Source organism: Dyadobacter endophyticus (assembly GCF_014641595.1).
Classification (GTDB): Bacteria; Bacteroidota; Bacteroidia; order Cytophagales; family Spirosomataceae; genus Dyadobacter; species Dyadobacter endophyticus.
In genome coordinates, this window is record NZ_BMIA01000002.1 from 150,215 (window position 1) to 163,289 (window position 13,075).

10 protein-coding genes are annotated in these 13,075 nt (G+C 50.2%); 8 read left to right on the top strand and 2 right to left on the bottom strand.

Annotation, left to right across the window (positions count from 1 at the left end; genetic code table 11):
• The first annotated feature begins 65 nt into the window (after positions 1 to 65).
• The 5 genes from iolG to iolE all read left to right on the top strand — a co-directional run bounded on the left by iolG (position 66) and on the right by iolE (position 6,655).
• Positions 66 to 1,100, top strand: coding sequence for an inositol 2-dehydrogenase (gene iolG / locus IEY24_RS12745; protein WP_188932607.1), 1,035 nt, complete (start codon positions 66 to 68; stop codon positions 1,098 to 1,100).
• Between the two features lie 84 nt (positions 1,101 to 1,184).
• On the top strand, positions 1,185 to 2,795 hold the full coding sequence (locus IEY24_RS12750; RefSeq protein WP_188932608.1) for a sodium:solute symporter family transporter: 1,611 nt from the start codon (positions 1,185 to 1,187) through the stop codon (positions 2,793 to 2,795).
• 8 nt (positions 2,796 to 2,803) lie between these two features.
• Positions 2,804 to 3,775, top strand: a complete 972-nt coding sequence (locus tag IEY24_RS12755; RefSeq protein ID WP_188932609.1) for a class II fructose-bisphosphate aldolase — start codon at positions 2,804 to 2,806, stop codon at positions 3,773 to 3,775.
• Positions 3,776 to 3,783: 8 nt separating this feature from the next.
• Complete coding sequence (gene iolD / locus IEY24_RS12760) at positions 3,784 to 5,649, top strand: 3D-(3,5/4)-trihydroxycyclohexane-1,2-dione acylhydrolase (decyclizing) (RefSeq protein WP_188932610.1); 1,866 nt, start codon at positions 3,784 to 3,786, stop codon at positions 5,647 to 5,649.
• A gap of 103 nt (positions 5,650 to 5,752) precedes the next feature.
• Positions 5,753 to 6,655: a myo-inosose-2 dehydratase gene (iolE, locus tag IEY24_RS12765; protein ID WP_188932612.1), complete on the top strand. Its 903-nt coding sequence runs from the start codon at positions 5,753 to 5,755 to the stop codon at positions 6,653 to 6,655.
• Positions 6,656 to 6,969: 314 nt separating this feature from the next.
• Here the strand turns inward: iolE and IEY24_RS12770 are convergent, their stop codons facing one another.
• A complete protein-coding gene (locus tag IEY24_RS12770) occupies positions 6,970 to 7,230 on the bottom strand; it encodes a DUF433 domain-containing protein (protein ID WP_188932614.1) in 261 nt (86 codons plus the stop codon).
• Between the two features lie 175 nt (positions 7,231 to 7,405).
• Between IEY24_RS12770 and IEY24_RS12775 the strand changes: the two genes are divergently transcribed.
• Entirely contained in the window at positions 7,406 to 8,857 is a 1,452-nt protein-coding gene (locus tag IEY24_RS12775; RefSeq protein WP_229222200.1) for a S41 family peptidase, read from the top strand.
• A 159-nt stretch (positions 8,858 to 9,016) separates the two neighbouring features.
• Positions 9,017 to 11,008: a T9SS type B sorting domain-containing protein gene (locus IEY24_RS12780; RefSeq protein WP_188932616.1), complete on the top strand. Its 1,992-nt coding sequence runs from the start codon at positions 9,017 to 9,019 to the stop codon at positions 11,006 to 11,008.
• A gap of 91 nt (positions 11,009 to 11,099) precedes the next feature.
• Here IEY24_RS12780 and IEY24_RS12785 read toward each other — a convergent pair whose 3' ends face one another.
• Complete coding sequence (locus tag IEY24_RS12785) at positions 11,100 to 12,089, bottom strand: acyl-ACP desaturase (protein ID WP_188932617.1); 990 nt, start codon at positions 12,087 to 12,089, stop codon at positions 11,100 to 11,102.
• A 141-nt stretch (positions 12,090 to 12,230) separates the two neighbouring features.
• Here IEY24_RS12785 and IEY24_RS12790 point away from each other — a divergent pair, with 141 nt between their 5' ends.
• A complete protein-coding gene (locus tag IEY24_RS12790) occupies positions 12,231 to 12,965 on the top strand; it encodes a lysophospholipid acyltransferase family protein (protein WP_188932618.1) in 735 nt (244 codons plus the stop codon).
• The last annotated feature ends 110 nt before the right edge of the window (positions 12,966 to 13,075 follow it).

Here is a 13,075-nt window from a genome sequence, read left to right on the forward strand (position 1 = left end):
ATCTTTTCTAAATCTTTTACCGTCGACTTGAGTCGACGGATGCAACTCGCTCGCAATACTATAAGATGACAAAAAAACTTAAAACCGGTGTGATCGGACTGGGCCGGATTGGCCAGATCCACCTTAGCAACCTTGTGCACCATATGCCTGACGCGGAAGTAATCATCGCCTCCGACCTCTCGCCTGCCGCACATGCATTCGCTCGTGACCTGGGAGTTCCGGAGGTCGTTACGGATGCTTATGACGTGATCAACCACCCCGATGTGGAAGCGGTGATCATTTGCTCTCCTACCCCTTTTCACGTGCCTTATACCGTGGCGGCGGCTGAAAAAGGGAAGCATATTTTCTGTGAAAAACCCCTTGATGTAACCCTGGAAGCCATCCAGGCAGCGGAAAAGGCAGTTTCTGACAACAATGTGAAGCTAATGCTCGGCTTTAACCGCCGGTTCGATGCCAACTTCAACAATGTAAGGCATCTGGTCGCAAACGATAAGATCGGTGAGCCGCATATCCTGCGCATTACCAGCCGCGACCCGGCGCCGCCGCCAGTGGAATACCTGAAAGTTTCGGGCGGAATTTTCCTCGACATGTCCATTCACGACTTCGATATGGCACGCTACATCGTAGGCAGCGAAGTGAAAGAGGTATTTGTGAAAGGCGATGCGCTAATTCACCCGGAGATTAAGGAATTCGGCGATATCGATACAGCTGTAATCGTGTTAACCTTCGAAAACGGCGCAATAGGCGTCATCGACAACAGCCGCAAGGCGGTGTACGGCTACGACCAGCGCCTGGAAATCTTTGGTTCGAAAGGAATGGCGAAAGCGGAAAACAATACAACGGACACCCTCATCCATTTCGACAGCAGTGGAGGCCACAGCTCGCTGCCACTGCATTTCTTCCTCGAAAGGTACGAAACAGCCTACCGCGTCTGCCTTAAAACGTTCATCGATTGCGTGTTGAAAGACACTCCGTCGCCTGTGGATGCGCATGACGGCCTGATGGCAACCGCTATCGGTATCGCGGCCATGAAGTCACTCACCGAAGGCAGGAACGTGAAGCTGGACGAGGTGCTGCAATATGCGACCGTTCAGGTGTAAGCAGGAACTGTTTAAAAATTCATAAGTTTGAGCCTTCTACAAACAGTTCGAATCCCGATCTAACCAACTAACCCTTTTTCAAGAATGTCCACAACCGGTCTGCAATCGCTGGATTATGTAGTTTTTTTCATCTATCTGATAGGCGTTTCCGCTTACGGTTACTGGATTTATAAAAAGAAAAGCTCGAAAGAGGTCAGTTCAACTGATTACTTCCTCGCAGAAGGCTCGCTGACGTTCTGGGCGATCGGAGCTTCGATCATCGCCTCGAACATTTCTGCCGAGCACTTTATCGGGATGTCGGGGTCGGGATTTGCGATTGGCCTGGCCATTTCTTCGTACGAATGGATGGCTGCGGCTTCGCTCATCGTCGTGGCGTTGTTTATTCTGCCGGTGTATCTGAAAAACAAGATCTACACCATGCCGCAATTCTTGCGGCAGCGGTACAACCCGACGGTCGCGACGATCATGGCGGTTTTCTGGCTCTTATTATATGTGTTTGTGAACCTGACATCGATCTTGTACCTCGGTGCGCTCGCACTGGAAGTGACGGCGGGGCTGGATTTCAATTACGGTATCGTGGGCCTGGGGATTTTCGCGGTTGTGATTACGATCGGCGGGATGAAAGTGATCGGATATACGGATGTCGTACAGGTAATTGTGCTTGTACTCGGGGGCTTGGCGACTACTTACCTTGCATTGGACCTTGTATCACAGCATTTCAACCGGCCGGGCCTTTTTAACGCGCTCGCATTGCTGAAAGAGCAAGCCGATTCGCATTTCCATATGATCCTGCCGAAAGATAACCCGTTCTATAAAGACCTGCCGGGATTATCGGTGATCATCGGCGCAATGTGGATCAATAACCTGGCCTATTTCGGTTGTAACCAGTATATTATCCAGCGCAGCCTCGGAGCCAGTTTGCCCACCGCCCGTAAAGGCATCCTTTTCGCTGCATTGCTCAAACTGCTCATCCCGATTATCGTGGTTATTCCGGGCATTGCCGCATTTGTTTTATACCAAAATGGCATGTTCCAACAGGAAATGCTCGACGGCGGTGTAGTGAAACCTGATCACGCTTATCCGGTTCTGCTCAATTTATTACCTGCCGGATTAAAAGGAATGGCATTTGCGGCGCTTACAGCTGCCATAGTTGCCTCGCTTGCTGGTAAAGCAAACAGTATCTCAACGATATTTACATTAGACATTTATAAACAGTACATTGCCCCGCACGCCTCAGAACGCCAGCTCGTACGCATAGGCCGCTACACGATCTACGTCGCGATGGGTATCGGTATTCTCATCGCCCCGCAGCTCCGCGTGCTCGACCAGGCCTACCAGTTCATTCAGGAATACAGCAGCTTTATTACCCCGGGTGTATTTGCGATATTCATTCTCGGTATGTTCTGGAAAAGGACCACATCGGCCGCTGCATTAACGGCTGCATTGCTGACGATCCCACTCTCGACGGCCGGCAAGTTTTTGTATCCCGAAGTCCCGTTCCTCGACCGGATGGGCTACATTTTCCTGATCCTCTGTGCCGTTATCGCCGCCATTTCCCTTGCCGATCCAAAAAGCGGAAACAATCCGAAGAGTCTCGATATCGAGGCTTCGATGTTCCAGCCCGGCAAGAGCTTTGTGGTAGGCTCGGTGCTGATATGCGGTGTGCTGGCAGCTTTATACACGATATTCTGGTAACCATTCCAATGCTACTGACAACTCGCCAACTCTTTGATAAATGCTATGGCCGCTATGCGATACCGGCTGTGAATGTGTTTTTCATGGAAGAAATCCATGGACTTTTCGCTGCTGCCCAAGAAGCTGATGCGCCATTTATCGTACAAACAACGCCCTTTGCACGCGATTATGCCAACGCAGACATGCTCCTGTCCATGATAGGCGCTGCGGCGCGCATTTACCCGCGGGTTACGTATGCGATCCATATGGACCATGGTTACGAAGAACATATTTTCGACGCCATCGGAAAAGGCGGCTATACTTCCGTGATGATCGATGCCTCGCACGACAGTTTTGAAAAAAATGTAGCCCGTACCAAAGCCGTGGTGACTGCCGCGCATGCCAAAGGGATGAGCGTGGAAGCCGAGCTCGGCGTACTGGCCGGGGTGGAAGACGACCTGACGGTGGATGCGGCTCATTCATTTTATACCAATCCACAGCAAGTCGAGGATTTTGTGAAAGCCACAGATTGCGACAGCCTGGCCATTGCGGTAGGAACCAGCCACGGAGCCTATAAATTTTCGGGCGGGCAAGGGTTACAATTTCATATTCTCGAAGAAATCCAGCAGCGCCTGCCAGGCTTCCCGCTCGTACTGCATGGTGGCTCGAATGTGGTTCCCGAAGTGATCGAACGCATTAACGCAGCCGGCGGCCAATTGAAAACCGATGCCAAAGGCGTACAGGAAGAAGAGGTAAAGAGAGCGATCCCGCTGGGTATTTGCAAGATCAACATTGCTACCGACACCCGGCTGCTTTGGACGATGGTGAACCGGGAGTTCTTTCGCGACCGCCCCGACGAATTTGCCCCAACAACCCCGGGGAAGATTTTTATGGAGGAATACAAAAAATTTATGCTGAAAAAGTTCGAACTGTTTGGTTGCACGGGCAAGGCGATCGACTTCAGCACCTTATCAGCTGACTCTGTTTCGAACAGTAAATAATCAAAGACATGACAAGACGACTCACGGTGGCGCAGGCTACCATCATGTTTCTAAAAAATCAATACATCGAGCGCGACGGCGTTGAGGAGCCCTATTTTGGCGGTTGCTTCGGCATTTTCGGGCACGGTAATGTGGCAGGACTTGGCCAGGCGTTGCAAGAAAACCCGGATTTCCGGTATTACCAATGCCGAAACGAGCAATCGATGGTGCATACTGCGGTGGCTTATGCCAAGGTCAAAAACCGGCTGGGCGCATTCGTTTGTACGACGTCGATCGGTCCGGGTGCTACCAATATGATCACCGGCGCCGCATTGGCGACCATTAACCGGTTACCTGTGCTGCTTCTGCCGGGCGATATCTTCGCTACCCGTGAGCCTAACCCGGTTTTGCAGCAGCTCGAAAGTGCTTCTACACAAGATATTTCAGTAAATGACTGTTTCAAACCGGTTTCCAAATACTGGGACCGTATTAACCGGCCGGAACAACTCATTTACTCGCTCCCCGAAGTTATGCGCGTACTCACCTCACAGGCGGAGATGGGCGCTGTAACGCTTTCGATGCCGCAGGATGTGCAGACGCACGCTTACGATTTTCCTGAATCATTATTCCAAAAACGTGTGTGGCATGTAGGCCGCCCCCGCCCGGATCTTGTAACATTACAAAAAGCGGCGGAGTGGATCAAAGCAGCTAAAAATCCCGTAATCGTGGCAGGCGGCGGGGCAATTTACAGCGGCGCATCCGAAACGCTCCACGAATTTGCTTCAAAAACGGGCATTCCGGTCGGCGAAACTTTCGCCGGCAAAGGAGCGGTGCGCTATGATGCGCCTTACAGCATTGGCGGTCTCGGGGCGACCGGTACAAAATATGCAATTGATGTTGCCAACCAGGCCGACCTCGTCATCGGAATCGGAACGCGATACAGCGATTTTACAACGGCCTCCAAGTCGATCTTCAAAAACCCGGATGTCCGTTTTGTCAATATTAATATCAGCGAATTTGATGCCTTCAAACACGCTGCCTTGCCGGTGATCGGGGATGCGAAGGCAGTATTGGAGGAACTGGCCGGACTTTTGGATAACCATGAAGTTGCGCCGGACTACCGCCAGCATATTGCCGGCATCAACAAGGCCTGGGACGACGAGGTAACGCAAATCTACGCAGAAGGCAACAGCACAGTCCCTCCGATCGACCAGGCGGTGGTGATCGGTACGCTAAACAGCTTTATGGACGACCGCGATGTGATGATCAATGCATCGGGCAGTGCTCCCGGCGATCTGCACAAACTCTGGCGTGCCACCGACCCGAAAAACTTCCACCTCGAATACGGCTTCTCCTGCATGGGCTACGAGATTGCCGCGGGCCTTGGTGCCAAAATTGCCGATCCAACGCGTGAAGTATATGTGCTCTGCGGTGACGGCGGTTATTTAATGAATAACCATGAGATCGTCACTGCGATCCAGGAGGGCGTCCGCTTTACGATCCTGCTTTTAAACAACAACGGCTACGCGAGTATCGGCGGGCTATCTGAAAGCATTGGTAGCGAGCGATTTGGTACCATGTACAAATACCGGGAAAATGAAACGGGCCAGCTATCGGGTGGATTCCTACCGGTGGACCTTGCCAAAAATGCCGAAAGCCTCGGCGCAAACGTCATTCGTGCTACCGACCGCCAATCGCTGGAAAATGCATTGGCACAAGCCAAAACTGCTGATCGCACCACCGTCATTTACATTGAAACAAGCCTGTACCGCACCGTGAAGGGCTACCACGCATGGTGGGAGGTGCCTGTGGCAGAGGTGTCGACCTCCGCATCAGTGCATAAGGCATTTGAAACTTATCGCGAGAACAAAAAAACACAACGTATTTTCTTATAGGGATGAAAGGGAGGAAGGAGAGAAGGGAGGAAAGGAAAAAGTTTAGCCCCCTTCCTCCCTCCTCCCCTTCTTCCCTTTTCTCCCTTCAATCCCTTTCAAAAAAATGAACTTCGAAAACATCAAACTGGGCGTTGCTCCTATTAACTGGACCAACGACGATATGCCGGAGCTCGGCGGCGAGAATACATTTGAGCAATGCGTGAGCGAAATGGCACTGGCCGGATTTACGGGTTGCGAGGTGGGCAACAAGTTTCCCCGCGATACCAATGTGTTGAAAAAAGCATTGGAACTTCGCGGGTTGCAGATTTGCAACCAGTGGAACAGCTATGAGCTGACGACCAAATCCTTCGCCGAAAACCGCGAAAATTTCAGCAAACTGCTCGATTTCCTGGAAATTATGGGTGCGAAAGTCATTGGCGGCGGTGAAACCGGGAATAGCTGCCAGGGAAAAATGGATGTACCTGTATTTGAAGGTAAGGGAATGCTGAACACCAAGGATGAATGGGACAGCTTCACCTTCGGCCTCAACGAATTGGGCAAAATCGCCAGCGACCGTGGTATGAAACTGGCTTTTCATCACCATATGGGCACTTGCATTCAAACTATCGAAGAGACAGACCGGCTGCTCAACGAAACAAACCCCGACCACGTGTATCTCAATTACGACTGCGGGCATTTCCACTTTGCAGGTGAAGACCCCGTGGCCGCATTGCAGAAATACATTGGCCGCACGGCTCATATTCACCTGAAAGACGTGCGTCCGAACGTGCTGCAACGTGTGCACGACGAGCGTCTGAGCTTCCTGACGGCCGTCAAAAACGGCGTATTCACCGTACCCGGCGATTCTGAGGGCTGTATTGATTTCCCATCACTTTTCGCCATCATCAAAGAAAGCAACTACGCCGGCTGGATCGTCCTCGAAGCAGAACAAGACCCTGCCAAAGCGAACCCGCTGGAATACGCGATTATCGCGAGGAATTTTTTCAGAGGATTAACGGGGATTTAAGCACCCATTCCATTGTAAATCGCCATTGGTCCGGCAGGTAGTTTTGGATTTTTCAGAACCCGCCGAATCAATGGCGAAAGTTTTGTTAGTTCAAAATAGGTATTGCTTGGCATATTCAGGATCAGAACTGTAATAGTTGAAATAGAAAAATTCTGTTGATACCGGATGTTTTTGTCAAATGTCAGTAGAACCCGGAATCCCGCAGTGTTTGCCAGAGAAAGCAACGCAAAGTCCTTCAAACCATTCTAACCCATTTCCCTCACCGTACGAACTTTGTGTTCTGGGGATCCTGCTTTAATCTTTTGGGCAAATTTTCATCCAGTAACAGCTTCAAACAACTGCTCGATGTGCTTCGATGACAGTAGCTTGTTCGCTGCTTCGAGTAACGCTACCGCTTGATCCCTCGTAACAGACGGGAAGTCATCCAGAAAATCATCGAGCGACACACCTGCTTCAAGGTGATCGAAAAGCGAGTCGATAGACACCCTGGTGCCGCTGAAAACGGGCTGCCCACTCAATATCTCCGGGTCGATCGTGACAATCTCATTGATTCCCATATTCTTTTTACGTTCCATCTTGAAAAAGGTAACGACGTTGTAGTAACAAATTAGCAAATTTTTCGCGTTAAGCATTCCCGCCACCGCCACATTTCCCTCCCTGCCAACGTAACAGCATTATATTACCGAGTAACCAATATTGAAATACGGCCTATGGCAAATCAGTTTACGCTTTACTTTTAAACTGAACACTATGTTAAATTTCAAACGATTATATCTTCTCTATGTCCTGATCTTTGCGGTGGTGGCGGTGGGTTGTAAGGACAAGGACGTCGCCCCGGCCGTCCAAACCCTCGATTCTACCACCACGGCGGATAATCCCGATATTAACAGCTGGCTTTACGACGTCATGGACGACGCCTATTTCTGGTACAAAAACCTTCCGGCCAAAACCAGCCTCGACAACAGCATTGATCCGCATGACTATTTTGAAAAACTGGTATACCAGCGTGCTACTGTCGACCGTTTTTCGGCGGTTACCGACGATATCGATGCATTGCAGGACGAGTTCGATGGTATCAGCAAGATTTTCGGGATCAGCTATTCGCTGTCTTTTACTGATAACGGCAAGTCCAACATTGCCGCTTTCCTGAATTACGTGGTCAAGGGCAGCCCGGCCGAAATTGCGGGGCTAAAACGCGGTGATATTCTCATGAAAGTAAATGGGACACAGCTCACTTCGACCAACTACACATCACTCCTTAGTGGTAACGAAACCGCCACATTCACGTTGGGAGAACTTTCCGGTTCGGCTATTGTGGCAGGTAGCAAGACTGTTACTATGACCAAGGCACAGGTAAGCGAAGACCCCGTCCTGTTCTCGACAGTCATTTCAAAGCCAGCTTTGGGAAAAACGGTTGGTTACCTGGTTTATACCCAGTTTGTACCTGGAACCGACACGGATAAGTCGAAATATGACAATGAATTGCGCCAGGTCTTTGCGGATTTCAAAAGCAAGGGAGTGAATGAGCTCGTACTCGATTTGCGGTTTAATCCGGGAGGTTATCTCAGTTCGGCCGAAACGCTCGCGTCGCTGATCGGCCCGGGTGTTTCGAGTTCCAAAGTATTTTACAAAGAACAATGGAACGACAAATACACCGCCTACTGGCAAAAAACGCAAGGGGCCGGTGCATTGAATTACACCTTTCTGAACGAGCCGAATAATATCGGTGGAAATTTAAGTCGGGTATTCGTGCTGACGTCCAATGGGACGGCATCTGCCAGTGAGTTGGTAATCAATGGCTTGAAGCCCTATACGAGTGTGATCAGGATCGGGGAGCATACTGCCGGCAAAAATTTATTCGGTCAGCTGATCAGCGATGACCAGAAACGTTGGAAATGGGGTGTTTACATCATGCTGGGTCAAACTGCCAATGCTAATGGCGAATCTGACTACGGCACTATAAACGGCATGACGCCCGATTATGAAGTCGAGGATTCGACCGTGCCCTATCTGCCTTTTGGTGATGAAAATGAAACACTGCTCCGCAAGGCATTGGACGTCATGGGCATTCCGGCCCCGGACGGCCAGCGCCTGGCTGCGACCACGAGCGTCGAGACGTTCCGCAAAATGCTTCACGACGACCTTCAAACGAAAGAAAACCGCATGATCCGCCGCGGAAACGTAAGAGCAATCCCTCAATAACTCTCACATACATATGGTTGTCTGGACCGGGCCTGCATTTGCGGGCCCGGTCCGTTTCGTGGCCGTTCCATCAAAAAAGCGGTCAGCTGGCATCGTTTTAGTTGCTTTTACTGTAATTTTGATTCCAATTTTTACTCACGTTCGGCACGCAGGCATGATATGAAGTTGAATGCTTTACATATCCTTTTAATTTTCTTCTCTTTCCTGCATTTTGCCCACGCGCAGACCGGCAGACACACTTATCGTTTTAAAAACGAATTCACCGTAGCGCAGCCCGAATGCGGCCCGAACCTTGTACAGGCGCAAGCGGCGGGCTCATGTGCAAGCGGGACCACGGCAGGCCGGTTTCTCGAAGAGGTGTTGCCTTGTGGCGGAAGACGGGCGGTGTATCACAACAATAGAAACTGGGGGCTGATGTATCCGAACACCGAAGGCCTCGTTTCCGAATCCTACACGATCCAGCTTTACCTGAGAGTAATAGACTGGGGTGAAAAGTGGGCCAGGATCATCGATTTCTCGAATGGTACCCGTGACGATGGTATCTATTTTAAAAATACTCCCGGAAGTACCGATCGCTGTCTGGGTTTTTATCCGAACGGCATCATCGGAACCTGTCCCTATTTCAACACTTCCACCTACTATTTGCTGACTTTCACCCGTGATGGCGCGACAGGGCAAATGGAGGTTTATGTTGGTAATAACCTTTTTGCAACGTATATCGACAATAACAAAAATTATGTCGGCAAAGCCGGGGTACCCATTTACCTCTTCCGTGATGATAATGCTGTGACCTGCGAGTCGGGGGAGGCAAATTTTGCCTACTTGGCCTTTCATGGCAAACACTTTTCAAAGGTCGATGTCGATAAGTCCGTCTCGGACATCTGCTTCGAGGCCAGTATCAACTCATATGCTGATTTTTCCATTTCCCCTAGTCCGGTCTGCGGCCCCGATAGAAATGTGGAAGTGAGATATACAGGGTCTATTCCTTCACCCGGCACAGGTTACGATTTTAAATGGGACTGGAATGGAGCAAGGGTTATTTCGGGCTCCGGGATGGGGCCCTATCTGTTGAACTGGGCGGATGGTGGTACGAAGAATGTTACGCTTACCGTCATCAGTCAGGCTTGCGGTAACAAGCTGGACAACCGCAAACAGATTGTCATTAGTAATCCTTCTCTCACGACCGAGGTCACCTCCGGCACCTGCGATACCGGGACTGACGGCACGATTACCCTTACAGCTTCGGATGGCGTCTTACCCTATCAGTATTCCATCGATTCGGTCAGTTACCAGGCATCCAACATATTTTATGCACCGGCAGGTCATTACAGGGTGTTTGTAAAAGATGGCAATGGCTGTACCACCGCGCAAAATGCCGATGTGTCGTTCACCAGCGATATTACCGTTCGGACAATGCCTGACACCACTATTTGTGTCGGCCAATCGGTGACGCTGGCCACTACGAGCAACGGTCGGACGTTTTCCTGGGTACCACAAAACGGACTGGATAATCCCGGCGCGCTGGAACCGGTTGCCGCACCGGAAGCTACCACGCAATATATCATTACCGCTACCAAAGGTTTTTGTACTCAGACGGACACCGTTCAGGTACGTGTTTCACCCAAAATTGACGTGAATGTGACGCCCGACGCTCTGATAGAGTATAATGTACCTTTTCAGCTGAATGCGACTTCACCTCAGATCCGCAATTACGCGGGCGCCACGTTCCTATGGACTCCAGCCGACGGACTCAGCGACGCCAGTATTCAAAGCCCTATCGCCGTTTTGAGGGAAAATCAGCAGTATACGGTCGACGTGACGTCCGAGCAGGGCTGCAAGGGCTCCGGCCAGGTGAAACTTTCCATCAAACGCCAGGAGAGTATTATTATTCCAACTGCATTTTCGCCCAATGGCGACGGCAAGAATGAAATGCTGGTACCGGTAGTGAACGATATCGCTACGATCCGGTATTTCCGTATTTACAATCGCTGGGGGCAGCTGGTGTTCTTCACCGACCAGCTAAACACCGGCTGGGATGGTACTTTCAAAGGCAGCACCGCCGTTTCAGGGACTTATGTGTGGCAAATCGAAGGTGTTTCGACAAAAGGGAAGGTGATCAGCAAGCAGGGGGCTGTGGCGTTGTTGCAGTAAAGAGGTGACGCCAAATGGTCCATGGTCTATGGTCATCTTGCAAATCGACCGCAGACCATGGACCATCGACCATGGATTGTATTGTATTGCTTTACCGACTTATCCAGCTAAACTCATATTCCAGATCCGGAATGCGGGTACGGTCGGCTATTCTTCTGAGACGTGCAGGAAGCGCCATGAGGTAATCTCTTGCTTTTTCCGCTTTTTCATTGATGTCACGCACAGAACCTATATTCCATTCGTTGAGCAGATCTTCGAGAATATCGATATAGTCCAGCGTTGTGTAAACGCCCAGGCGTTGCGCGGCGTCTGAGAAATGGGAGAATGTTTCGCCCATTTTCACACCGGTTTCCCGCATAAAATGCGCCGGCATCACGATTTTTTTCCTCATCATATCCTCCAAAGCCAGCAACAGCTCCGATGGATCGACTTCCAGAATCCGGTTTACAAAAGTTTTGTAAGCCTTTGCATGGCGCATTTCGTCGGAAGCAATTACCCCACATATTTTCGACAAATGCGGGTTACCAAATTTCTTCGCGAGTGTGGCCGTACGGCGGTGCGAGACATTGGTGGCAAGTTCCTGAAACGAAGTGTAAATGAAGTTTCGGTAAGGATCACGGTCGGTGCCGATATCGAAACCGTCGGCGATCAGGTATTGGGTAGAAACTTCCATAGCGCGCATGTTCACGCGGCCGGAAAGGTACAGGTATTTGTTGAGCAGGTCGCCGTGGCGATTTTCCTCGGCTGTCCAGGCACGTACCCATTTCACCCAGCCCGATTCAGGCTCGCCGACCTGGTTGACACCGATCACGTCCATCAGCCAGGATTCGTAAGTTGGCAATGCCTCTTCCGTAATCGTGTCCCCGATCAGCACGGCAATGTAGTCATAAGGCAGATCACGGCAACTTTCCTGCAAAAGCTTCACTTCATGTAAAAAACTCTCCCTTGTCGCATCAGGCAGAAAGTCAGAAGGTTGCCAGTTTTCATCGATCGGTTTCAGGTATTCCGCAATAAGGCCGTCGAGGTCCTTGCCTATATGTTTCATTACTTCAAGCCTTTCGGCTGAAAGCGTAATATCCATTTGTATGTTGATTTAAACACTATTGACTATTTTACAAATAACGTGAATTATACGTAAGTTTTGAATGACAATTGTCATTTCACGCCCTAGAATTTGGAGTAACCAAAACAGATTTCGACTATTTTTGCAAAAAAAATAAGAATGAAAAAAATCCTCGATTACGTTCTGAGTACCCTCTACCTGATCCATTTCGGCCTCACACTTTTAGTTTTTCATGTCATACAGGTCATCGCATTCAACGTCTTTGGCAAAAAGGCGCACAAAGTGTCGGTCGACTGGCTTAATTTTTCTCTCACTTTCGGGCTTTATCTGACCGGTGCAAGTATCAAGCTCAAAAACCTTGCCCGGCTACCCGACGGCCGGCCTCTGATATTCATCGCCAACCATCAGAGCAGTTACGACATCTCGCCTGTTTACTGGTATATGCGAAAATATAGCCCTCGATTTGTTTCCAAAATTGAGCTGGCTAATGGTGTTCCCAGCATTTCCTACAACCTGCGCAAAAGCGGCGCGGCGCTCATCAACCGCAAAGACGGGAAGCAGGCTATTACCGAAATCGCCCGCCTCGGCAAACTGATCCAGGATGAAAAGGCATCGGCAATCATATTCCCCGAGGGTACCCGCACCGCCAGTGGTAACATGAAACCATTTCAGCCTGGCGGCGTCGCTACGCTCTTGAAAAGAGCTCCCGATGCGCTCATCGTGCCCGTGGCCATTAACGGCACCGGCGCATTCAACCCCAAAGGGATATTCCCGCTGAAATCTTTCGCGAAGCTCAGTTTCACCGTGCTGCCGGGTATCGAGCCGGCTGGCAGGAAGGCGGAAGAAATATTGAATGAAGCTCAGGAAGCCATTCGTGTGGCGATCGCTGGCTGATTTTCAAATGGTTGAAAACACTTCATTTTCGCTTAACAATCGTTAACAATCCCCATTTAAACCTCTGCGCCAGGTAGCCCTCTAACCCACGAAACTTAAAACTTTTGGGT

Bases quoted from the DNA above. Each gene is read 5' to 3' on its own strand.
- iolG (WP_188932607.1), top strand. From the start codon at position 66: ATGACAAAAAAACTTAAAACCGGTGTGATCGGACTGGGCCGGATTGGC.
- IEY24_RS12750 (WP_188932608.1), top strand. From the start codon at position 1,185: ATGTCCACAACCGGTCTGCAATCGCTGGATTATGTAGTTTTTTTCATC.
- IEY24_RS12755 (WP_188932609.1), top strand. From the start codon at position 2,804: ATGCTACTGACAACTCGCCAACTCTTTGATAAATGCTATGGCCGCTAT.
- iolD (WP_188932610.1), top strand. From the start codon at position 3,784: ATGACAAGACGACTCACGGTGGCGCAGGCTACCATCATGTTTCTAAAA.
- iolE (WP_188932612.1), top strand. From the start codon at position 5,753: ATGAACTTCGAAAACATCAAACTGGGCGTTGCTCCTATTAACTGGACC.
- IEY24_RS12770 (WP_188932614.1), bottom strand. From the start codon at position 7,230: ATGGAACGTAAAAAGAATATGGGAATCAATGAGATTGTCACGATCGAC.
- IEY24_RS12775 (WP_229222200.1), top strand. From the start codon at position 7,406: ATGTTAAATTTCAAACGATTATATCTTCTCTATGTCCTGATCTTTGCG.
- IEY24_RS12780 (WP_188932616.1), top strand. From the start codon at position 9,017: ATGAAGTTGAATGCTTTACATATCCTTTTAATTTTCTTCTCTTTCCTG.
- IEY24_RS12785 (WP_188932617.1), bottom strand. From the start codon at position 12,089: ATGGATATTACGCTTTCAGCCGAAAGGCTTGAAGTAATGAAACATATA.
- IEY24_RS12790 (WP_188932618.1), top strand. From the start codon at position 12,231: ATGAAAAAAATCCTCGATTACGTTCTGAGTACCCTCTACCTGATCCAT.